Genomic DNA, 21,473 nt, shown 5'->3' with positions numbered 1-21,473 from the left:
CCCCATCCGCGCAGAGCGCGAACCTTCGACGAGGGCGGCCGGGGCCTTCGGCTGGTCGCCCGGATTGCCGAGCGCCGGGGCACCCGGCACAGCCGCGAGGGCAAGGTCATCCGGGCGCCTGACCGGCCCCGACGTACGACAGGGCACTACCTCGCTAGCCGGTGATGTCCCGGCCGAAGATCTGGCGGGCGATCACCCATTTCTGGATCTCGTTGGTGCCTTCGTAAATCTCGCCGATCCTGGTGTCACGGTAGAGGGCTTCGATGTGAAGTCCGACGTCGGACGCCACTCGCGGAGACAACTGCGGGATCAACGCCACCGAGGCGCAGGCGCCGACCACCCCGCTGATGGTCGGCGCCTTCGCCATCCGCCGCAGCTGCAAAAAAGTAAGTACCTGTGTTATCAATAGCTACGCACTAAAGCGCACCCCCTGCCCCACCGTAGAAGGCGATTGCCATGACGAGCCACATCACCAACCCCGCCCAGGCCTCCACCAGACTCTCCGACCTGAGCTCCGGCCCCTGGGTCCTGGACGCGGCCAAGTCTTCAGTGGAGATCAAGCACAAGTCGATGTGGGGGCTGGCCACGATCAGGGCCGCCTTCACCAAGTTCAGCGGCGAAGGCGAGATCGGCCCCGACGGTTCCGCGCACGGCACGCTGACCATCGAGGCCGCGTCGATCCTCAGCAAGCAGGCCAAGCTCGACACCCACCTGCGCTCCGCGGACTTCTTCGATGTCGAGCGGTATCCGACGTTCACCTTCACCGCCACCGGCGTCGTCGCCGACAGCGCCGGAACCGCCAAGGTCACCGGCCGCCTCACCGTGCTCGGTACGACCCGCCCGCTCACCTTCACCGCCCGCGCCACCGCCACCGGCCCCGACGACGTGACCCTCAGGGGCGAGGTCGCCATCGACCGCAACGACTTCGGTATGGGCTGGAACAAGGCCGGAATGATCAAGGGCCTCACCACCGTCACCCTCACCACCCGCTTCACCCGCCGCTGACCAGCGGCCCTGGAGCCGGGCCTGCGGGCCGTCAGGCGGGGGGACGGCCCGCCGGTGCGGTTGGCCGGCAGGAGTACGCCCATACGGCTGCGGCGGCAGCGGAGGCGAGGGCGATCAGGTAGAGGACGGCGTGTAGCCCACGGGAGAAGGGGTGGACGGCGGTGACGAGTGTGCCGAAGGCGGCGACGCCGACGGCCGATCCGGACTGCCGGGCGGTGTTGAGCGCGGCCGCGGCGATGCCCACGCGGGCCTTGTCGACGGCGCCCAGGGCCGGCGCGGTGGCTGCCGGGGAGATGAATCCGCCGGCCAGTCCGATCACCACCATGGGCGCGAGCGCCAGCCAGTACGGCGAGGTGCGGGTGGCGCCGAGCAGCCCCAGCGCCCCGAACGCGTAGGCGCCGAAGGCCGCGCACATGGACCAGCGCGAACCGAGCAGCCGCGCCACCCGAGCGGAGCCGAAGCCGCCGACGGCGACGGTCGCGGTCAGCGGCAGCAACGCCAGTCCGGCCCGGACCGGCGGGTAACCGCGGACCTGCTGGAAGTAGAGGCCGCAGACGAACAGCAGGCCGTAGAAGACCAGCGCCGAGGTCGCGGAGACCACCGTGGAGGCCGCGAAGACGCGGCCACGGAACAGCGACAGCGGGAGCATCGGGTGCGGGCTGCGGACCTCGGTGACGAGGAAGGCCGCCGCGGCCGCGGCGGACACCGCCAGGGCCGTCCACACCAGCGGCGCGCTCCAGTAGCGGCCCTGGATGAGGACGGTGATCGGCACACCGAGCGCGACGACCGCGCTCACCTGTCCGGCCAGGTCCAGGCGCTGAGCCAGCGGCCGGGCCGGCCGTTCCGCGACGCTGCGCGCCAGCCACACCCCGGCGAGTCCGACGGGCACGTTGACGAAGAAGACGCTGCGCCAGCCGAGCCAGGAGACCAGGCTGCCGCCGATCAGGGGTCCCGCGGCCATCGCGACTCCGCCGAGCGACATCCAGATCCCGATCGCCCGGGCCCGCAGCTCGGGCTCCGGATGGGCCTGGTTGATCAGTTTGAGGGCGGCCGGGACCAGGACCGCCGCGCCGACGCCCTGCACCGCACGTCCGGCGGCCAGCACCGGCAAGCCGGTCGCCAGGCCGCAGCCGGCGGACGCCGCGGTGAAGAGCACCAGACCCGCCAGGTAGGCCCGGCGGGCGCCCCAGCGGTCCGCGAGGGTGCCACCCGTCAACAGCAGGCCCGCGAATGCGAGCGTGTAGGAGTTCACCACCCATTGCAGCCCGTCGATGCCGATGCCGAGGCTGTCGGAGATGCCGTTCAACGCGACGTTCACGATCGACGCGTCCAGCAGGACGATGACATAGCTGACACCGGTCGCGGCCAGCACGCGTCGCCGCAGCCGGGTACCCGACGTCGAGGGCAGTGGTATGGCCAGGACTTCCTCGTTCATGCCCCGACGATGACAGCGATTCACTTCCACGCCGGTGGAAGCGGGGCCGGGCGACAATGACCGCATGACCTCACCCACGCGCACCGGCGAACCGGACATCGCCCGTGTGGCGAGCCTGTTCGCCAACGGCACCCGCGCCCGCATCCTGATGGCGCTCGCCGGAGGTCGCAGCCTGCCGGCGAGCGCGCTGGCCGAGCACGCGGGCGTCACCCCCCAGGCCGCCAGCACCCAGTTGAACCGGCTCAGCCGGGCCGGGCTGATCGCCGTCCGGCCGTCGGGGCGCAACCGCTACTACGAACTCGCCGACCGGCGGATCGCCGAGCTGATGGAGAGCCTGGCCGCGCTCGCCCCGGCCCAGCCGGTGGCGCGAACGCTGCGCGCCAGCAACCGCAACGAGGCGCTGCGCCGAGCGCGCGTCTGCTACGACCACGCCGCCGGGCAGCTCGGGGTCGCCATCACCGAGGCCCTGCTGAACAGCGGCGCGCTGGTCCCCGCGGGCGGGACACAACAGACGGAGAACGCGGAGCGCCCCTACCGGCTCGGCCCGGCCGCGATACCGGTGCTGACCGGCCTCGGAGTACCGGAGAGTCACCTCACGGACGACCAGCGGCGTCCGCTGCTGCGCTTCTGCCTGGACTGGACCGAGCAACGGCACCACCTCGCGGGGCGTCTCGGCGCGGACCTGTTCAACGCCTTCACCACCGCAGGATGGATCACCCGGGCACCCCGTACCCGCGCGCTGCACCTGACCCCGGCCGGTGAGGACGCGCTGGCCCGTCTGCTGAAAATGGGCGGCGCCGACGCCGCACCGTCCGGAACAAGCGGAGGCCGCGTCGCTTCAGCAGCGGCGAGCACCTCGTCGAGGGATTCGGACAACACGTTCCGCGTCAACTCCCCCGAATGACCAGGACGAAGTCCCCCTCGGCTACGAAGCCCGTGCTCGGCCCGCCCCGATGATCGGGCGGGCCGAGCAGTTGCCCGTGCCTGTGTGAACAGCAGGGCTCGACCGCACTGAGTTCAACACCGGGTATCGGCGAGGGACGGGGGTCGACGAGGCTCAGCCGGGCCGGGGCCGCGCTCACCCGCACGTCTGCCGGCCGGGTGGGATGCGCGGGACCGGGCGTGCCGATCGCGGCGGGATCAGAGCGGATCGTGACCGTCGCTCGTTGAGTGGGTGTGGCTGACGAAACGAACAACGGCCGGGCTCAGGCTCCGATGGTGTGGGCGCTGGCGGTGCGCGAGGCGGCGCAGGGGCCGCCGTTCGCGGAACTGATCGTGGAGGTCGGTGCGGACCTCTATACGGACCTGGTGGAAGCCGCGGTCGACAGCGGCTTCACGCTCGCGGCGGGTACGCCTCCGGACACGAGCGGAGTGGTCGAGGTCGGCGACGGCCGGGTGAAACGCCTGGTGCTGGTCGGCGGGCGCCAGATGTGGGAGCCGGACACTCGCGTCGAGACGTCGCCCGGCTGGCTGGCAGCAGCCCAGGGCCGGAGTGCCGCCGTGGTGATCCTCGTGCCGCCGGACACCTGGCCGCCCGACCTGATCGAATTGGCGCCCGAGGTGCGCCTGGACGTGTTCATCCGGCGGTTCGAACAGGAACAGCGGGCGGGACGCGTCCTGCACGGGACCGTACCGGTGCGGGTGGTAAGCCCGCAGGACAGCGAGTAGGTGTGCCGAAGCGTGCTACCCGTCACCGGACGTGTCGAAGAAGCCGGGTGGGGGTGCGAGACGGGGTGGATCCAGCTCACTCCGCGTCGACGGTGAGTCGGAAGTCCTCGGCGAACAGCCACGCCCCGGGCCACGACGCCGCGGCACCGGCCTTCCAATGCCTGTATCTGGCACCGGATCAGCGATCCGACGGGCGCCTACACGCGCACGAACTCCTCGGGCTCGAACTGCGCGGCCTGGACCTGGTGACGCTCAGCGCGTGCGAGACCGCGCTCGGCCGCTTCGACGCCTCGGACAACCCGCGCGGCCTCCCCGCCGCGCTGCTGCTCTCAGGCGCCCACCCTCACCCGGCCGCCCACTGCACTCTACGGACTTCGTCCTGGTCGTCAAAGCGCGCCAAGGCGTCGGCGGCAGCGGCACCGTTTCGTTCGGCGCCGAGGTGGAGTGGCGCACCAAGCTGGTCCTACGTCACGAGGCCCACTGGCAGGGCGGCCTAGTGAGCCTCTCCTTCGCCCCACCACCCACCGGGTCAGGAGGCATCATGGGCACCGAACTGCGCATCTATCCGGACGGCCCTCAGGCCGACAAGGCGATAGTGACCGTCGCCTACATGCTCGTCGCCGGAGACGAGATCGACGTCCATGCGGAGACGTCCCCGCCGTGGATCCGCGTCGTGGCCGCCGACGCCATGCGCGTCGTCGCGGCCATGCGCGAGATGGGCGTCCGCGTCGAGGTGCAGCGCAGCTGACAGCGGCACCGGCGGTCCTGGCCGAAAGGCCGACGCAGTGGCTCTGAGTGGCCCGAAGTTGAACCGGTGGATCACCTTCCTGACGGTGTCCTCACCGGCCTGGACCAGCCGCGAGGTTGCCGGAGAAGTCAGTCGTCGAGTGCGATCGCGTTCTTGGCCCGTTCGACGGAGGCTTCGGCGGCCGGTCCGCCGGGATTCTCGGTGGCGAGCGCCTGGTTGAGCTCGACGAACGGGCGCATGCGGTTCTCGTAGCGGGCGAACGCCGCGCGGTGGTCGCCGCCCGTCCGCCGCAGGGCTTCGGCCAGTACGTAGGCTCCCACGAGAGCGAGGCTGGTCCCCTGGCCGGACAGCGGGGAGGCGCAGTAGCCCGCGTCGCCGAGCAGGACGGTCCTGCCGTTCGACCAGTGGGCCAAGCGGACCTGCGTCATCGCGTCGAAGTAGAAGTCGGGTGCCTCCCACAGGGCCTTCAGCAGCCTCGGGGTCTCCCAGCGCAACGTCGCCATCCGATCGGCAACGAATTGCTTGTGCTGTTCGGCGCCACGGTGACCGGTGGGAAGCGGTTCGGCTGCGAAACCGAACGAGATCCTCAGCTCGGTGTTGTCCCGCACCGGGTAGATGCCGTAGCCGGCCTCGCCGTCCCTGAGCCACAGCTGCCAGTCGTCCAGGGCGAGGAAGTTGTCCGCGCTGAAGATCGCCAGATGCATGCCCAGGTGTCGGGTGAACTGCTCCTCGTGCCCGAAGCTCAGCCGTCGCACGGCCGAGTGCAGGCCGTCGGCTCCCACGACCAGGTCGAAGCTCCTGGGGCGGCCGTGCTCGAAGGCGACCCGTACCCCGTCCTCGTTCTCGTCGAGCGCGGTGATGCGGTCGCCGAACACGAACTCGACGTCGGCGCCTGCCTGTTCGTGCAGGATGCGGACCAGGTCCTCACGCAGCAGCTCGATGTCGTCGTTGGCGAGACGGCCGCTGCTGAAGGTCGTCTCGGTGGAGCGGTGGATCTCCCTGCCGTCGCCGTCCAACACCGACATGCCGCGCATCCGGGTGCGGTGGGCTCCGGCTCGGTCCAGCAGTCCCATCCGCTCGACGACATCGAGTGCGACGCCGCGGATGTCCACCGCCTGGCCGCCGAGCCGCGGGCCCGGTGCGCGGTCCACGACCGTCACGGTGACGCCGTCACGGTTCAGCCAATGGGCGAGCGCGGCCCCGGCGACACCGGCGCCGGAGATCAGCACAGTCTTCATTCAAGCTCCTTCATACGCTGTACGCGCTCTGAATGTACGGCGTACGCGCAGCACTGCCAACCGCCATTTCCCCTGCCCTGATCTAGGACAGCAGGGCCATTTCGGCTTCCTGCGCTGATAGGGTCTGAACTAGTACAGGTTCGGTGCGCGCGAAAGAAATTTCCCAAGGAGCCGACAGCATGACCTCACAGTCCGACCCGCCGTTCCGGCGCATCGCCGACGAGATCGCCCGACGCATCGCCGAGGGCACGCTCGCCCCGGGCGAGCGCGTGCCGTCGACACGCCAGATCGCCCGCGAATGGGGAGTCGCGCTCGCCACGGCCACGAAGGCCCTCACCGCGCTCCGCCTGGAAGGGCTGGTCGAGGCCCATCCCCGGGTCGGCACCGTGGTCGCGGCCAGAAAGTCTGCGGCGTTGACGGAACACCGCACCCCGTCCAGGCGACGGTCTGCATCCGCGGCCGTCTCCGATCACGAACTGAGCCGTGAACGGATCGTCCGCGCCGCGGTGGACATCGCCGACGGCGAAGGGCTGAGCGCGGTGTCGATGCGGAGCGTTGCCGCCAGGCTCGGTGTCGCCGCCATGTCCCCCTATCGGTACATCAACGGCAAGGACGACCTGGTCCTTCTGATGGCGGACGCGGCGTTCGGCGAGGAGACCTACCCGGTCGAGCCACCGGAGGGATGGCGCGCGCGCCTGGAACTCGGTGCCCGCACCCTGTGGGGGATCCACCGCAGGCACCCCTGGCTCGCACAGGTCGGCTCCCTCACCCGCCCCCTGATGCTGCCCGCCCTGATGATCCACGCGGAATGGGCGCTCGCCGCCCTCGACGGCCACGACCTCGATCCGGAGACCATGCTCGACCTGCACGTCCTGCTCTACAGCTACATCCAGGGGATCGCCGTGCACCTGGAACGGGAGGCCCAGGCCGAGGCCGCCACCGGCCTGTCCGAGGACCAGTGGATGGACCACCAGGCCCCCGCCTTCGCGGCGATCACCGCGGCGACCCGGTACCCCGTGTTCACCAGGATCGCGAGCAGCTGCAAGGACGGTTACGACCTCGACCTGGACACGTTGTTCGAGTTCGGCCTCACGCCGCTCCTCGACGGCATCGCCCTCATCATCGAGGCCCCACCGTCCCGTCGCGGGTCCGTGTAGAGCGAGGCCGCGGTGAAGACCCATGTGGCGCGGATCTTCTCCGAGTCGGTCCTGCGCGACCGGACCCAGGCCGTGGTCCTCGCCCATGAGACCGGGCTGGTCACCCCCGGATCAGGCTGACGGCCGGGACAGCGCGGTGGGGTTGCGACGGATCGGGTCAGCTTGTGAGCAGCCAGGCGGCCGAGGCCAGGTGGATCAGTGCGAGCGCGGTGCAGGTGGCCGCCATCGGCCGGTTGCCGCGCCGGCCGCCGGGCCTTCGGCCCTCGGGCCGGCTCTGGAGCGCCGGGAAGGATCCGAAAGCCGGCGTTCGACCATCTGGCCGGCTTCGACGGCGAGGTGCGGGTCCTCGGTCGGCGTCAGAAGACGCAGGGGATGCCGCCGTCGGACTGGGCGTCGACCATGGGGCCCTGCTGGGCCACATTGGTGCCCGGGTCGGTCGGGGCGGTGGTGGGCCGGTCGGAGGCGACGCCGGTGAAGGCGGTGCCGAGGGTGACCACCACCCTGTCGGCGCCGGTCGAGGCGGACTCGGTGGCGGTGACACCGTAGCGGGCCGCGATCTGGTCGGCCGCTTCCTTGGCGCCCTTGCCGTAGGTGACCGTGGTGTTCTTCTGCTTGGTGGCGGCCGGGCCGGTCCTCCCCTCCTTGAAGCCCATCCCGACCAGGACCTTGGCCTCGTTGGCGGAGGACACCCCGGCGGCGGAGGAGGCGTTGAGGACATCCACGGTGACGGCCTTGGCGGCGGTCGGCGTCGGGCTCGCGGTCGGCTGGGCGGGGGCCGGGGTGGTGGCGGGAGCGCTGGGGGTCTCGTCTGTCGGAGCCGGGGCAGGAGCGGGGGCGGCGTCCGCGTAGCCGAAGAGCTGCTTGACGATCTTCTGGATCTGGGGTGTGTTGACGGTGTTGACGTACTGGCCGTTGACCTTGGGGAGGTCGGCCACCGGGAGGGTGCGGAACTCGGCGTTGCCGCCGGTCAGCGCCGGGGCCTGCTGGGCGAAGTCCAGGACGTTCCACTGGTTGTCGATGACGAGGTCCTCCTGCACCACACCCATCAGCTCCCGCATCTTGCCGAGGTCGCCGACGATGCCCTTCTGCTTGAGGTTGTAGACGACGTAGGAGATGAAGGCCTGCTGGCGGTGGGTGCGGGCGAAGTCGTCGGCGTTGCCGTGTCCGTCGTCCAGGTTGTGCCGCTGCCTGACGAAGGAGAGCGCCTGGGCGGCGTCGAGCTTGCTGTGCCCGGCGGGGAGCTTGAGTCCGGTGCCGCCACCTGCCTTGGTGGCGGTCCTGGCGATGATCGGGTCGTCCACCGGGTGGGTGAGGCAGACCTCGATCGGCTCCAGCGCCTTGGCGATGTCGTAGAAGCCCTTCAGGTTGACCTCGGCGACGTGGTCGACGGGCTGGTCGAGGAAGGTCTGGACGGTGCGGATGGTGGCCGCGCGCCCGACGTCCCGGCCGGCCTTCTCCAGGTCGGGGCCCTTGAGCCCCTTGGCCTGCGGGCTGTTGTCGAACTGGTCCTTGGCGTTGCCGTAGGCTTCCTTGATCTTGGCCATGCCCAGCTTGGTCCCGTCGCCCTTGTACGTCATCACGTAGTCGTCGCGGGGGATGGAGACCGCCTGCACCTTGCCGCCGCCCGCCGGTATGTGCAGCAGGATCAGCGAGTTGGTGTTGTAGCCACCGACTTCGGAGTCGTGGCCGGCGTGCAGGTCGTTCTCGACGATCGACGGGTCGAGGTCCGAGCCGTCCATCGCCTTGCGGCTGTCCAGGCCGATCAACAGCAGGTTGATGGAGTTGTCGAGGTGCTTGGGGGCGTCCTTCTTGGTCTCGTCGAGAGCCTTGGACGTGGTCATCCCGTCGGTCAGGGACGTGTACTCGTACCAGACCACCCCGCTGGAGACGAACACCGCCAGCCCCGCCGTGCAGGCCAGCGTCCGGCCTGCTATGAGCAGCGGCGACCGCCGCCCGGCCGACCCGCCGCCCGACGGGCCACCCCCTGCCGCGCCGCGAGCGACCTCTCCACCGTTGCGCCTCCGGCCCACCCTGTCCGCCCCCATCGTCGAACGACAACTCTCCTGATACTCAGAGGCACTGACGGACAGTCTTGTTACACGACGTGTCGCAGATCACGCCCGGCCGAAGCCGCGGGTTCGCCTGGCTCGCCGGCCGCTGCCCCGTGGTACGCCCCGTGACGGGCACGTCACTGCCGCGATATCGGCGGGGCACACTCCCACCGCGACCGCGCGTAGCAGGTAGTAGAACAGAAGCATGGGAAGACAGTCGGTCATCGTGCTCTACGTGCTCGCGATGGTAGCCACCGTGATTGGCGTGGACGTCCTGTTCTTCAGGCACCAGCTCTGGGAGCGGCTGATGGTGAACGTCGGGATCGTCCTGGTGTTCGTGGCGTTCTACTTGAGGTTCCTGAAGCGTTCATGATCGCAACCGCTGCGCTGCGGCTCACCCGGCGGCGGGTGATCAAGCGGACCAGAAGTGGAAGTTCGCCAAGCCCAGTTGATCCGTCCCTCCCCGGAGCCCACCCACCCGTGGGCTCCGGGGCCTTCCCGGGGAGTCCGAATGTCCCGCCTCAAATTACTCCGGCCGATGCTGGGCCTGTGCGCCGTGCTCGCCCTCATCGCCCCCGTGGGCTCCGCTACAGCGGATCCCGCCCCCCAGTCCGCGTTCAAGGTGCTCGTCTTCTCCAAGACCGGCGCCTACCGGCACCAGTCGGTCCCCACCGCCGTCCAGGCCATCAAGGACCTCGGTGCCGCGAACGGGTTCACGGTCGACGCCACCGAGGACGACACGGTCTTCACACCTGCCAACCTGGCCGACTACCAAGCCGTCGTCTTCGCCCTGACCAGCGGTGACGTCCTCAACGACACCGAAAAGGCCGCCTTCGAGGGCTACATCCGCGCCGGCGGCGGCTACGCGGGCATCCACTCCGCCTCCGACACCGAGTTCGACTGGCCCTTCTACGGCCAGGTCGTCGGCGCCTACTTCAAGAGCCATCCCCACGGGCAGTACCAGGCCCGGGTGATCGTCGAGGACCGGGACAACCCCAGCACCAGCCATCTGCCCGCCGTCTGGAGCCGGTCGGACGAGTGGTACAACTTCCGCACCGACCCCAGGGACACCGTCCACGTCCTCTCCTCCGTCGACGAGTCCAGCTACGACCCAGGCCCCGACCGGATGGGCGACCATCCCATCACCTGGTGCCAGGAGGTCCAGGGCGGCCGGTCCTGGTACACCGGCATGGGCCACACCCGGGAGTCCTACGCCGACCCCGCCTTCCGCACCATGCTCCTCGGCGGGATTCGCGTGGCGGCCGGCGCCGCCCAGGCCGACTGCAGCCCGTCGGGTTCGATCGAATGACCTGGGGGGGGGTGGTGTCACCGGGCCCGGGGCACCGTGTGACCGCTGATGAGAGGCCTGACCGGCAGCCGCCTGCGCGGCCTGCTCACCCAGTTCCACCCCCCTCGAACGCGTTCTCGGCCCACGACTCGACCACCCCGCCGGCAGCCGCCTGCTGGAGCGCCACGGCTCCCCGGCAGCCCTGCGCTGTCGCCCTGTCAGGCCCGCCGGGCGGGAGCCGGGACCGCCCGGCAGTGTCACCCGGGTGCCGGGCCGTACTCGCGGTGGCGCCGAGCGGCCCGCACCGTGATGGGAGGAGTGACGACCGACAGGACGGTGCAGACGGATGGACGTGAACGACTCCGCTCCCCGCGTCGTGGTCGGCGTGGACGGCTCGCCGTCGTCGCACGCCGCCCTGCGCTGGGCGGTCCGGTACGCCACGCAGATCGGCGGGGTCGTGGAGGCCGTGGGCGCGTGGGAGCCGCCGAGCCACTTCGGCTGGTCGGCGCCCGTGGTCGATGTCACCTTCGACCGGGAGCTGGCCGAACGACGGTTCGCCGACCAACTCCACACCGTGCTCGGCGACGACCGGCCGGTTCGGGTTCGACGATCGATGGTGATGGGCGACCCCTCCGACGTCCTGCTGGACGCGTCGCAGGGCGCCGAGGTGCTGGTGGTGGGCAGCCACGGCCACGGCGGGTTCACCCGGGCCCTGCTCGGCTCGGTGAGCACGCGCTGCGCGCAGCACGCCTGCTGCCCGGTGGTCATCGTCCGCGCGCAGTGACACGCCGGACGGACCGGACTGCTCCGACCGGCCCGGGCAGGGTCACCGCGTAACGGCGGTCGAGGCAGCTCATGGCCTGGCCTCCTGGTTCGCTCCCCGCCTCGTACCGACGACTCCCCGCCCCGCCGCACCCCGAGTACCCGGAGGCCACGCCCCGAACAGGCGCACAGCACCGCGAACGCGACCGCGACCGCCAGCGCCAGCGCCCAACTCCCGGTGAACGCCCAGAACACGGACTCGGCGGTTGCTCCGATGGGGTGCTCCGCCCCTCACACGGAGGGAGGATCGCGTCGGCCTGCCGGTGCGCAGCGGGCGTTTCGCACTAGGTTGCCCGATATGGACGGCAACCAGGGTGACGACGGGCCTGTGGACCGCGTGCCGGACCGCAGTGCGTGGGTGCGGACGAGCACGCCGGAACCACCGGCCGGTGAGCGCGCCGCGCGGGTCGTCGACCGGCGGCTCCCGCTGATGGAGGCGGGCAAGGAACTGCTGCGCAAGGTGTTCCCGGACCACTGGTCGTTCCTGCTGAGCGAGCTGGCGCTGTACAGCTTCGTCGTCCTGCTGCTGACCGGGGTCTTCCTCACCTTCTTCTTCAACCCGAGCATGGGCGAGATCGACTACCAGGGCTCCTACCTGCCGCTGCGCGGGGTGCGGATGTCCGAGGCCTACGCCTCGACGCTGCGCATCAGCTTCGAGGTGCGCGGCGGCCTGCTGGTCCGCCAGATCCACCACTGGGCCGCGCTGCTGTTCGTCGCCTCGATCTGCGCGCACCTGCTGCGGGTGTTCTTCACCGGCGCGTTCCGCCGCCCCCGCGAGCTGAACTGGGTGATCGGGGTGACCCTGTTCAACCTCGCGCTGCTGGAGGGGTTCTCCGGCTACTCGCTGCCGGACGACACCCTGTCGGGGACCGGCCTGCGGATCGCCGAGGGCGTTCTGCTGTCCGTGCCGGTCGTCGGCACCTACCTCAGCTTCTTCGCCTTCGGCGGCGAGTTCCCCGGGCACGTGATCATCCCTCGGCTGTTCACCGTGCACATCCTCCTCGTGCCGGGCCTGCTGCTGGCGCTGATCGGGGCGCACCTGACCCTGGTGGTCGTGCTGAAGCACACCCAGTGGGCGGCGCCGGGCCGAACCAACCGGAACGTGGTGGGGCTGCCGTTCTTCCCGCAGTTCCTGACCCGCACGACCGGCCTGGCGTTCACCGTCGCCGGTGTCCTGGCGCTGTCCGCCCTGCTCGCGGAGATCAACCCGATCTGGCGGTACAGCGCCTACCGGCCCGACATCGCCGGAGCGGGCGCGCAGCCCGACTGGTACATCGGGTTCATCGAGGGGGCCCTACGGCTGATGCCGGCCGCGGAGACTCGGGTTCTGGGGCACACGCTGTCGTGGAGCGCGTTCCTTCCGGCGCTGGTGGTTCCCGGCCTGCTGTTCGGGGCGCTGTACGCCTACCCGTTCGTCGAACGGTGGCTGACCCCGGGCGACGGGGAGCACCACCTGTGCGACCGGCCCCGCAACAAGCAGACCCGCACCGCGCTGGGGGTCGCCGGGGTCGTCTTCTACACGGTGCTGCTGATCGCCGGCGGCAACGACGTGATCGCGTACGCCTTCGGCCTGTCGGTCAACGCCCTCACCTGGGTGCTGCGGGCGGCGCTGGTCCTGCTGCCGCCGCTCGCCTTCGTGCTCACCCGGCGGCTCTGCCTCGCCCTGCAGGCCCGGGACCGCACCCGGCTGCTGGAGGGCGACGCGACCGGCCGGATCGACCAGTCGGTCTACGGCGGATTCAGCGGGAGCCGCCGCCCGGTGCCGGCGGCCGAGCGCTACTCGATCATGGTGCGCGACGCGCCGCTGCCGCCGAGCGCCCCGGTGGGGGCGCCGCGAACGGAGCGGGTGCGGGCCGCGCTCGGCTCCTGGTACTACGGCGACCGGGTCGCCCTGCCCGTCCTGGAGCAGGAGGAGGGCCGGGTCGAGGCCGTCCTCACCGCGCCGGCCCACCCCCGGCCCCCGGAACCGCTCGCCGCCCCTCGAACCGGCCCGCTGGGCCGGCTGCTGCGGAGGGTCAGGCCCCGCCGTCGCCGTGGTCGCGGTACTGGAAGATGAAGCCGAAGACGGCGAGTGCGAGCACCACCGCACCGCAGATGATCAGCCACCGGGCGAACACCAGACCGAGCGCGAAGACGGCCAGGCCCGCCGCCGCGAGCACGGGGTAGCCGCTGCGGGCCGGGAAGAGGCCCAGCGCGCCGGTGGTCTCCGCGATCTCGGCGTCTTTGCGGTCCTGGGCCCGGCCGCCGCCGCTCCGCTGGTGCTGGACGAACCAGAACAGCGCGACCAGTCCCGACATCAGGAACGCCACCGTCAGGATCGCCTTGCCGGCCGGCTCACGGGCCCAGAAGCCGTAGATGACTCCGGTCACCGCGAAGAACGCCGTCATGACGGCGAACAGCCACCCCTCGGCCCTCACCGCCCGTTCCCCCGTCCGTCCCGGCGGCCGTACGGCAGGTCCGCTCCACCGCTCGACTGCGCCTCCGTCGGCACCTCCGGGTGGTGCAGGTCGAACGCCGGGGACTCGGAGCGGATCCGGGGCAGCGCGTGGAAGTTGTGGTCCGGCGGCGGACTGGAGGTGGCCCATTCGAGTGACCGGCCCCAGCCCCACGGGTCGTCCTGGGTGATCCGGGTGCCGTGCCGGGTGGTCGTCCAGACGTTGTAGAAGAACGGCAGGTTCGAGACCCCGAGCAGGAACGAGCCGATCGAGGCGACCACGTTGAGGGTGGTGAAGCCGTCCACGTCCAGGTACGTCGCGTAGCGGCGCGGCATCCCCTGGGCGCCGAGCCAGTGCATCACCAGGAAGGTGGTTTGGAAGCCCGTGAACAGGATCCAGAAGTGCACCTTCCCCAGCCGCTCGTGGAGCATCTTCCCGGTCAGCTTCGGCCACCAGAAGTAGAAGCCCGCGAAGGTCGCGAACACGACCGTCCCGAACAGGACGTAGTGGAGGTGGGCCACCACGAAGTAGCTGTCGGTGACGTGGAAGTCGATCGGCGGCGCGGCCAGCAGCACCCCGCTCAGGCCGCCGAACAGGAAGGTCACCAGGAACCCGATCGCCCACAGCATCGGGGTCTCGAAGGACAGCGAGCCCTGCCACATCGTCCCGATCCAGTTGAAGAACTTCACCCCGGTGGGCACCGCGATGAGGAAGGACATCATGGAGAAGAACGGCAGCAGCACCTGCCCGGTGGCGAACATGTGGTGGGCCCACACCGACATCGACAAGGAGGTGATGGCGATGGTCGCACCGATCATCCCGTAGTAGCCGAACAGCGGCTTGCGGCTGAAGACCGGGATGATCTCGCTGACGATGCCGAAGAACGGCACCGCGACGATGTACACCTCCGGGTGGCCGAAGAACCAGAACAGGTGCTGCCACAGCAGCGCCCCGCCGTTCGCCGGGTCGAAGGCGTGCGCGCCGAACTTGCGGTCCGCCTCCAGCAGCAGGAGGGCGGCGGTGAGCACGGGGAAGGCCAGCAGCACCATGATCGACGTGAACAGCACGTTCCAGGTGAAGATCGGCATCCGGAACAGGGTCATGCCCGGCGCCCGCAGGCAGGTGATGGTGGTGATGAAGTTGACCGAGCCCAGGATCGTGCCGAGGCCGGCCACCACCAGGCCGAGCGCCCACAGGTCCGGGCCCGTCCCCGGCGAGTGCTCCGCCCCGTTCAGCGGCGCGTAGGCGAACCAGCCGAAGGCGGGCGCCCCGGAGGCCGTGAGGAAGCCGCTCAGCACGATCAGCCCGCCCAGCAGGAAGGCCCAGTAGGTGAAGGCGTTCAGCCGGGGGAAGGCCACGTCGGGCGCGCCGATCTGCAGCGGCATGATCGCGTTGGCGAAGCCGGCGAAGGTCGGGGTGGCGAACAGCAGCAGCATGATCGTGCCGTGCATGGTGAACATCTGGTTGTACTGCTGATTCGACAGGAACCCGGTGTGCGGGCCCATCAGCTGAGTCCGCATCAGCAGCGCCATCAGACCGCCGACCAGGAAGAACCCGAAGGCGGTCGCCAGGTAGAGGTTCCCGATCACCTTGTGGTCGGTGGTGAACAACCAGCGCAGCAGCGTGCTGCCACGCCGGACGCGGACCTCTGCGCGCGACGGCGCGGTGTCAGACGCACTCATGGAACCTCCGCAGCGGAGCCGATGACGCACCCCCGGGCCCGTCGTCCGCCACGGAGTACGCGGCTTCGCGCGCCGGGAGCGACCCTAGCGTCGGCGCCCCGGTGCACCGGGGCGCCACGCTGCGTGATCGCTGTCGCGGTTGCCCCAGGTCCGCCGTCCGAGTGCGGATCCTCCCGGTCCGGGCGCACGCTGGTGTGGAGCGCCCGTCGCCTTTGACGCACCACCGGGCAGAGCCGGGAGGAACCCGCCATGGCCGCACAGATCGCCTACCGGCGGATCTACGAGGAGTCCTCGCCCCAGGACGGGCAGCGGGTCCTCGTCGACCGCGTCTGGCCGCGCGGGATGAAGAAGGAGGACGCGCACCTCGACGAGTGGCTGCGCGACGTCGCCCCGTCGACCGAGCTGCGCCGCTGGTACGGCCACGACCCGGACCGCTTCGCCGAGTTCCGCCGCCGCTACCTCGCGGAGCTGCGCGACACCGAACACCACGAGGCCGCCGGCCATCTGCGCGACCTCGCCGCCCACGACACGCTCACCCTCCTGACCGCCACCAAGGACGTGGACCACAGCCAGGCGGCCGTGCTCGCCGAGTGGCTGGCGACGCGGAAGCGCTGAGCGGCACCTGCCGCCTCAGCGACGTGCCGGTGCTTCGGCCGGGCCCGTGGTCCGGGCGCACCGGCACTGGCACGATGGCCCGATGCACATACTGATCATGGGCGGCACCAGGTTCGTCGGACTCCACTTCGCCCGGACGGCGCTCGCCGCCGGGCACGAGGTCACCGTGCTCCACCGGGGCAGGTCCGGCGCCCACCTGCTGCCCGACGCCACGCACCTGATCGCCGACCGCGACGCCGACCTGTCCCTCCTGCGCGGCCTCGGCTGGGACGCCACCGTGGACGTCAGCGCGTACTTCCCCCGCCAGATCCGGAAGCTGGCCTCCGCGCTCGACCCGGGCGCCGCCGGACGCTACCTGCTGGTCTCCTCCATGGCCGTGTACGACACCCCCGGCGCCCCGGCGTTCACCGAGGACTCCCCGCTGCTGCCCGCCGACGGCCCGGAGGCCGACGCGGTCACCCCCGCCAGCTACGGCCCGCTCAAGGTCCGGTGCGAGCGGGCGGCGCGCGAGGCCTTCGGCCCGGACGTACTACTGGTGCGCCCGACCTACGTGATCGGCCCCCAGGACTACACCCGTCGTTTCGACTACTGGGTACAGCGCCTCGCCCGGGGCGGCGAGGTCCTGGCCCCGGGCCGGCCCGACGCACCCGTCCAGGTCGTCGACGCCCGCGACCTCGCCGCCTGGATGCTCGCACTGCTGGAACGGGGTGCCTCCGGCGCCTACCACGCCGCGACTCCCCCACCCTTCACCATGGGCGGGCTGCTGGGCGCCGTCGCCTCGGCAGTCGCCCCGGCCGGGACCACCCTCACCTGGGTGGACGACGACTTCCTGCGGGCGGCCGACGTCCCGGACAGCGCACTGCCGCTGTGGACCACCAACCCGCTGGTGCGGGCCACCAGCACCGCCGACCCCGCTGCCGCCCTCGCCACCGGGCTCGTGCTGCGCCCGGTGGCCGAGACCGCCCGGGACATCGCGCCGTTCGACCCACTGCCGCAGACGCTGACGCCGGATCAGGAGGCCGACCTGCTCGCCGCCTGGAACGAACGGCTCGGGAAGGCGCCCCGGCAGGTGTGAGCCTCGATGAAGGCGGTCACGCTCCGCACGCACTCGGCCGGGTGGGTGACGTGGGGAGTGTGGCCGGCCGGGGCCTGGCCGGGCACCGCCGAGGTGGGAGAGCCGGGAAGGTCGGGCGCCGGTCAGGGGGTGAGCGCCGCCGGTGCGTCGTCCGTCTCCCTGAAGGAAGCTGACAGGGCGCGGGCCTCGTGCTCGGTCATCCGGGGAGTGTCGTACGGCAGGGCGTTGACCCAACGCTGGGTCAACCGGGCGATCCGCTCGCCGTACCGCTGCGCGGTGATCAGGTCGCCGCGCGATCCGGCCTGTTCCGGACCCTGGTCGGCGTGGCTCTGGCTCATCAGGCCCAGCCACGAGCCCAGCCGGTTCACATCGTCGCGGGTGCCACCGCTCCAGTTGTTGCCCGGCATGTCGCCCACGCCGATCCACTGCATGCCCAACTGTGCCGCGAAGACCGCCAGTTGCTCCAGGACGGCCAGCTTGTCGCCGCTCTGCGAAGCGGACATGGTGAACCCGCCGGCTAGCTTGTCCTTCCAGGCCTGCGTGACGAACGGCGTGAACGCCGCCTCCATGAACGCCTTGAACACCGCCGACACGCTGCCCATCAGTGTCGGGCAGCCGAGGACGATCGCGTCCGAGCGCTCCAGCAGCGCCAGCACCTCCGCATCGTGCCACCGGCCCGCGGTGACGTCCTCGGGCCGGATCTCGACGAGATGCACCTGGGCGCCCGGCACCAGCCGCGCCCCGTCGGCGAGGTGCTCGGCCAGCACCCGGGTGTGTCCGTGCACCGAGTGGTAGACCACCGTCACCGTGACCGTCGGCGCATCGGGCTCACGGTCAACACCATTGACTGCCATGTCTCTTCACTACTTCCGATCGTGGGGAGATCCCTGCTTGCCCACCCATCACACCCTGCGTACGACTCGACATCAACGCCGAACTTCGGCACCCAGCGATCGGTCGCACCGATCGATCGCGCTAGCCTGGCCCCGTGGACAGGATGGAACTGGAAGCATTCGTCGCCGTCGCGGAAGAGCTCCACTTCGGCCGCGCCGCCGCGCGCCTGCACCGGGGGCAACCCACCGTCAGCGACGCCGTCCGGCGACTGGAGAGCACCCTGGGCGGGCGGCTGTTCGACCGCACCAGCCGCCGGGTGTCACTCACCGGCCTAGGCCGGGCGCTGCTGCCCGACGCCCACGCCACCCTGGCCCAGCTGCGCCGCTTCCAGCAGCGCGGACGCGCTCTGGCCGCCGGCGACCGGAGCCCCACCACCCTCGTCGTCGCCCACGCCGAATACACCGGCCACCAGCTGCTGTTGCGCTGCCTGCCGCAACTGCGCGACCGCTTCCCCGACGTGACGATCGTGCCGGAGGCCATGCCGACCACGGCCCAACTCACCGCCCTGCGAGCGGAGACGATCGGACTGGGCATCGGCTGGGCGACCGACGGCATCACCGGTGTACGCGCGCGGGTGCTGTCCACCGAGCGGTTCGTGGCGCTCGTCCCCGTGGCCCACCCGCTCTCCGGGCGCACCGAGTTGAGTGCCTCCGAACTGTCCACCACCGACCTGCTCACCTGGCCGCACCAGATCAACAGCGGTTTGTGCGACCGCCTCCTGTCCGCCTTCCGGATCGGCGGAGCCGACCTGCGCATCATCAGAACCGCCGACAGCGTGCACGCCATCGCCGCTCACGTCGCCGCCGGCACGGGCATCGGCATCACCGTCGAATCCGCGCTCGACCACGAGCCACCCGGCCTGCGCGTCATCCCCCTCACCGGCCCGTCGACCACCGCCGACCAGGTCGTCCTCACCCCCACCGAGCCGTCGGACACCGCCACGGCACTGCGCGACCTGCTGCTGCGGGCCTCGGCGGAGGAGCCCGCCACCTGCCGCCGGGCGGTGCGCGGCGTGACGCCGTAGGCCACGGTGCGCCGCGCCGTCGGCGAGCTGATCACCTTCTCGTTGCCGCAGCGGCCGGTGGATCGCCGCCGGCCTGCCATCCGCCACCACCGCGGCAGCACGGTCAGCAGCTCCGCGAGGGTCGGGCCGGCGTCGCCCGAGTGGCGTAGTCGCCCGCCCGCGATCACGTGGTGGCGGTCGACGCGGCCACAGCGTGCGGCCACGTTCTCGTCCTCGCGGAAGGGTCAGGGCCCCGGGGTCGGCTCGCACGGCGCCCACCGCAGCGGGACGTCGACGTCGACGAACTCCCGGTCGGCACCGGCGCAACCATCCCACCGGGTCCGGCCCGGGTGGCCGACCGTGGTGTCCCGGGGTTGCATGGGGTGACCGAACCCCGAGACCCGGAGGTCGCCGTGTACGAGATGTGGGCCGAGCAGGACCCGGCGGTGTCGCCGCCCGGACTGGTGTGGCACGTGGTGGCCAAGGACGACGCGACGGCATCGCTGTGCGGTCGGGTCCTCGAACCCTCGCAGCGGGTGTTGCCGACGGACAACGGTTCCGGACCGGCGTTGCCGGACCGGTACTGCGACCCGTGCCTGGTCACCGTCAGGGAGGTGCTCACCGCGGCCGGCCGGTGACGGCCCGAACCGCCCGTGGTGGCGCCGATCGCCCGTGGTGGTGCCGATCGCCCGGCCGGTAGCAGGCCGCCGGCGGTCGAGCGGTATCCGTCGAGGTACGGCCGGTCGGCGTCGCCGCGAAGCCCTTCACCCGCGCCCCGACCGTACCGGGACGACGGCCGCCGGGCGCAACCCCTGCTCGGTCTGGACGTGGAGGGATGCGAACGATGACGGTCGACACCATCACGTCCGGCCGTGCTCTCCGAGCACGGCCGGACGTACGCCGAGGAGGCCGGCATCACGCTGCGCGACAGCCCCTCGCCGCTGTACCGGCTGCTGGTCCTCACCGTGGGGGCCGGGAACGGCCGGCTTGGGAATGGTCAGCCGGCTTCCTCCGGTTCGCCGGTCCGGCCCGGGGCATCGCCTGAGCCCTTCCCGGACCCCGATCCGGTACCGCCGCCGGAACCCGTATCCCGGGGCATCGCTGATGTGCCGTCAACTTCCAGACAGCTAGCGGACGGTAATGCTGAGGTCGAGCGGGGACGGCACCTCCAGCCAGACCAGTTTCCCGCCGCCCTCGGGCACGCTGCCCCAGGCGAGGGCCAGCCGGTCGACCACCCGCAGGCCGTGACCGCCCGGCCGCCCCGGGGCGGCGGCGCGCAGCCGCGGCTGCACCGGGCTGGCGTCCGTGACCTCCACCCGCAGCCGGGCACCGTCCCAGGACAGCCGCAGCTCGCGTGGCCCCCCGGGGGCGTACAGGCAGGCATTGGTGACCAGCTCCGAGACCATCAGCAGGACGTCCTCGGTGACGGCCAGCTGCTCGTCGTCGGCGGCGGGCAGCCAGTGCCAGGACCGCAGCGCCTCCCTGCTGAACTCGCGGCTGCGCTGCACCGCGCCCTCGCTGCCGACGAACGCGAGCCGCTTGCTCTCCCCGGCGGCCGCCAGTGGTTCTCGCCCGGAGTGGTTCATACCGGGCCCCTCACGCCGATCCTGGCGTCTCGCCCGGATCCTCGGACGGTTCACCGGTCGGGTTCCCACCGGTCGGACTCCCACCGCTCGGGTTCCCACCGCGCGAGTCCAATGCCGCCGCGAGATCGGGATGGATCCGCAGCACGCTGTCGGCCCCGGTGACCTCGAACAGCCGGGCCACGATCGGGCGAAGGCCCGCGAGTTCCAGGCGCAGCCCGGCGGCCTCGGTCTCCAGGCGGGCGCGCAGCAGGATGTTGAGCCCGGTCGAGTCGCAGAACCGCAGGTCCGCGAGGTCGACCACGATCCGCTCGATGCCGTCGTCCACGAGGCCGGAGAGCGCGGTGCGCAGCCCGTCCGCCGAGTCCCGGTCCAGCTCCCCGGCGACAGTGACGATCCACACCGGTCCGTCACGGCCCACCGCAACGCGCAGGCCACCGTTGTCTTCCCCCTCAGCCCCGGTGGGCCCTTCGGCTGGCCGTGGCATGGCGCGCTCCCTGACCGGTCGGGACGGCGAGGTGCCGTCCCGACCATCATGCCGCGCGGCGCGGACGGCCGGGTATTCAAGGGCCGCCCCGGGTGCGGCCTGGCACGCTACGCGCTCCTCGTCCATGTCGCGCGTCTGCCCGGCCCCGTTGCGGCTACACGCGCCCATGCAGCGGGGGCGGAGGCGATCAGCACGGTCACGCCGGACAGCAGCCGCCTTCCGCAGCCCCGGGTCGGCAGGCGGGAGTCGCCCGACCTAGCCGACCGGGCCGATCATCGGAGGTTTCG

23 protein-coding genes and 2 pseudogenes are annotated in these 21,473 nt (G+C 71.3%); 16 read left to right on the top strand and 9 right to left on the bottom strand.

What is annotated here, in order from left to right; translation table 11 throughout:
• Positions 1-154 precede the first annotated feature (154 nt).
• Complete coding sequence (locus tag ACFQ87_RS38785) at positions 155-367, bottom strand: acyl-CoA dehydrogenase family protein (protein WP_380615652.1); 213 nt, start codon at positions 365-367, stop codon at positions 155-157.
• A gap of 89 nt (positions 368-456) precedes the next feature.
• Between ACFQ87_RS38785 and ACFQ87_RS38780 the strand changes: the two genes are divergently transcribed.
• Positions 457-1,005: a YceI family protein gene (locus tag ACFQ87_RS38780; RefSeq protein ID WP_380615651.1), complete on the top strand. Its 549-nt coding sequence runs from the start codon at positions 457-459 to the stop codon at positions 1,003-1,005.
• A gap of 31 nt (positions 1,006-1,036) precedes the next feature.
• On the opposite strand, the gene ACFQ87_RS38775 is transcribed toward ACFQ87_RS38780, so the two are convergent.
• Entirely contained in the window at positions 1,037-2,440 is a 1,404-nt protein-coding gene (locus ACFQ87_RS38775; RefSeq protein ID WP_380615650.1) for an MFS transporter, read from the bottom strand.
• A gap of 64 nt (positions 2,441-2,504) precedes the next feature.
• Here ACFQ87_RS38775 and ACFQ87_RS38770 point away from each other — a divergent pair, with 64 nt between their 5' ends.
• The 4 genes from ACFQ87_RS38770 (at position 2,505) to ACFQ87_RS38755 (ending at position 4,856) form a co-directional block, all read left to right on the top strand.
• Positions 2,505-3,344 carry an ArsR/SmtB family transcription factor gene (locus ACFQ87_RS38770; protein ID WP_380615649.1) on the top strand — a complete coding sequence of 280 codons (840 nt, stop codon included), beginning with the start codon at positions 2,505-2,507 and terminating at the stop codon, positions 3,342-3,344.
• Positions 3,345-3,610: 266 nt separating this feature from the next.
• Positions 3,611-4,108 carry a hypothetical protein gene (locus ACFQ87_RS38765; protein ID WP_380615648.1) on the top strand — a complete coding sequence of 166 codons (498 nt, stop codon included), beginning with the start codon at positions 3,611-3,613 and terminating at the stop codon, positions 4,106-4,108.
• A gap of 2 nt (positions 4,109-4,110) precedes the next feature.
• Complete coding sequence (locus tag ACFQ87_RS38760) at positions 4,111-4,605, top strand: CHAT domain-containing protein (protein ID WP_380615647.1); 495 nt, start codon at positions 4,111-4,113, stop codon at positions 4,603-4,605.
• Between the two features lie 44 nt (positions 4,606-4,649).
• Positions 4,650-4,856 (top strand): hypothetical protein, encoded by a 207-nt coding sequence (locus ACFQ87_RS38755; RefSeq protein ID WP_380615646.1) that lies wholly within the window; start codon positions 4,650-4,652, stop codon positions 4,854-4,856.
• A 128-nt stretch (positions 4,857-4,984) separates the two neighbouring features.
• On the opposite strand, the gene ACFQ87_RS38750 is transcribed toward ACFQ87_RS38755, so the two are convergent.
• Entirely contained in the window at positions 4,985-6,094 is a 1,110-nt protein-coding gene (locus ACFQ87_RS38750; protein WP_380615645.1) for an FAD-dependent monooxygenase, read from the bottom strand.
• A gap of 179 nt (positions 6,095-6,273) precedes the next feature.
• Here ACFQ87_RS38750 and ACFQ87_RS38745 point away from each other — a divergent pair, with 179 nt between their 5' ends.
• On the top strand, positions 6,274-7,251 hold the full coding sequence (locus tag ACFQ87_RS38745; protein ID WP_380615644.1) for a TetR/AcrR family transcriptional regulator C-terminal domain-containing protein: 978 nt from the start codon (positions 6,274-6,276) through the stop codon (positions 7,249-7,251).
• Between the two features lie 356 nt (positions 7,252-7,607).
• Here ACFQ87_RS38745 and ACFQ87_RS38740 read toward each other — a convergent pair whose 3' ends face one another.
• Entirely contained in the window at positions 7,608-9,146 is a 1,539-nt protein-coding gene (locus ACFQ87_RS38740) for an LCP family protein (RefSeq protein WP_380615643.1), read from the bottom strand.
• A 361-nt stretch (positions 9,147-9,507) separates the two neighbouring features.
• Here ACFQ87_RS38740 and ACFQ87_RS38735 point away from each other — a divergent pair, with 361 nt between their 5' ends.
• The 5 genes and pseudogenes from ACFQ87_RS38735 to ACFQ87_RS38715 all read left to right on the top strand — a co-directional run bounded on the left by ACFQ87_RS38735 (position 9,508) and on the right by ACFQ87_RS38715 (position 13,468).
• The gene (locus ACFQ87_RS38735) at positions 9,508-9,675 is read left to right on the top strand and encodes a hypothetical protein (protein ID WP_380615642.1); all 168 of its coding nucleotides are present in this window, start codon (positions 9,508-9,510) and stop codon (positions 9,673-9,675) included.
• Between the two features lie 138 nt (positions 9,676-9,813).
• A complete protein-coding gene (locus tag ACFQ87_RS38730) occupies positions 9,814-10,611 on the top strand; it encodes a ThuA domain-containing protein (RefSeq protein ID WP_380615641.1) in 798 nt (265 codons plus the stop codon).
• Positions 10,612-10,671: 60 nt separating this feature from the next.
• Positions 10,672-10,798, top strand: a pseudogene (locus tag ACFQ87_RS38725) (IS110 family transposase); the annotation flags it as partial.
• A gap of 138 nt (positions 10,799-10,936) precedes the next feature.
• Positions 10,937-11,374, top strand: a complete 438-nt coding sequence (locus ACFQ87_RS38720) for a universal stress protein (protein WP_380615640.1) — start codon at positions 10,937-10,939, stop codon at positions 11,372-11,374.
• A gap of 468 nt (positions 11,375-11,842) precedes the next feature.
• A complete protein-coding gene (locus ACFQ87_RS38715; RefSeq protein ID WP_380615654.1) occupies positions 11,843-13,468 on the top strand; it encodes a cytochrome bc complex cytochrome b subunit in 1,626 nt (541 codons plus the stop codon).
• Here ACFQ87_RS38715 and ACFQ87_RS38710 read toward each other — a convergent pair.
• Both ACFQ87_RS38710 and ctaD read right to left on the bottom strand, forming a co-directional pair.
• Positions 13,428-13,829: a cytochrome c oxidase subunit 4 gene (locus tag ACFQ87_RS38710; RefSeq protein WP_380615639.1), complete on the bottom strand. Its 402-nt coding sequence runs from the start codon at positions 13,827-13,829 to the stop codon at positions 13,428-13,430. The two genes, ACFQ87_RS38715 and ACFQ87_RS38710, sit on opposite strands and share 41 nt — an antisense overlap.
• Complete coding sequence (ctaD, locus tag ACFQ87_RS38705; RefSeq protein WP_380615638.1) at positions 13,826-15,529, bottom strand: cytochrome c oxidase subunit I; 1,704 nt, start codon at positions 15,527-15,529, stop codon at positions 13,826-13,828. The genes ACFQ87_RS38710 and ctaD overlap by 4 nt, the downstream gene beginning before the upstream one ends.
• A gap of 249 nt (positions 15,530-15,778) precedes the next feature.
• On the opposite strand from ctaD, the gene ACFQ87_RS38700 reads away from it, so the two are divergent.
• Both ACFQ87_RS38700 and ACFQ87_RS38695 read left to right on the top strand, forming a co-directional pair.
• Positions 15,779-16,144: a DUF488 domain-containing protein gene (locus ACFQ87_RS38700; RefSeq protein WP_380615637.1), complete on the top strand. Its 366-nt coding sequence runs from the start codon at positions 15,779-15,781 to the stop codon at positions 16,142-16,144.
• A gap of 82 nt (positions 16,145-16,226) precedes the next feature.
• A complete protein-coding gene (locus tag ACFQ87_RS38695) occupies positions 16,227-17,219 on the top strand; it encodes an NAD-dependent epimerase/dehydratase family protein (protein WP_380615636.1) in 993 nt (330 codons plus the stop codon).
• Positions 17,220-17,341: 122 nt separating this feature from the next.
• Here the strand turns inward: ACFQ87_RS38695 and ACFQ87_RS38690 are convergent, their stop codons facing one another.
• Positions 17,342-18,073 carry a flavodoxin family protein gene (locus tag ACFQ87_RS38690; protein ID WP_380615635.1) on the bottom strand — a complete coding sequence of 244 codons (732 nt, stop codon included), beginning with the start codon at positions 18,071-18,073 and terminating at the stop codon, positions 17,342-17,344.
• 143 nt (positions 18,074-18,216) lie between these two features.
• Here ACFQ87_RS38690 and ACFQ87_RS38685 point away from each other — a divergent pair, with 143 nt between their 5' ends.
• From ACFQ87_RS38685 to ACFQ87_RS38675, 3 genes and pseudogenes are all read left to right on the top strand, one after another.
• Positions 18,217-19,137: a LysR substrate-binding domain-containing protein gene (locus tag ACFQ87_RS38685; RefSeq protein ID WP_380615653.1), complete on the top strand. Its 921-nt coding sequence runs from the start codon at positions 18,217-18,219 to the stop codon at positions 19,135-19,137.
• Positions 19,138-19,499: 362 nt separating this feature from the next.
• Positions 19,500-19,754: a hypothetical protein gene (locus tag ACFQ87_RS38680; protein ID WP_380615634.1), complete on the top strand. Its 255-nt coding sequence runs from the start codon at positions 19,500-19,502 to the stop codon at positions 19,752-19,754.
• A gap of 234 nt (positions 19,755-19,988) precedes the next feature.
• Positions 19,989-20,081: pseudogene (locus tag ACFQ87_RS38675) on the top strand (endonuclease); the annotation flags it as partial.
• A gap of 162 nt (positions 20,082-20,243) precedes the next feature.
• On the opposite strand, the gene ACFQ87_RS38670 reads toward ACFQ87_RS38675, so the two are convergent.
• Entirely contained in the window at positions 20,244-20,702 is a 459-nt protein-coding gene (locus ACFQ87_RS38670; protein ID WP_380615633.1) for an ATP-binding protein, read from the bottom strand.
• Positions 20,703-20,712: 10 nt separating this feature from the next.
• Entirely contained in the window at positions 20,713-21,186 is a 474-nt protein-coding gene (locus ACFQ87_RS38665) for an STAS domain-containing protein (protein WP_380615632.1), read from the bottom strand.
• Between the last annotated feature and the right edge of the window lie 287 nt (positions 21,187-21,473).

The sequence above is a fragment of the Kitasatospora sp. NPDC056531 genome (assembly GCF_042794375.1).
In the GTDB taxonomy this organism is placed as follows: Bacteria; Actinomycetota; Actinomycetes; order Streptomycetales; family Streptomycetaceae; genus Kitasatospora.
This window is presented reverse-complemented; position numbering and strand designations above follow the sequence as displayed.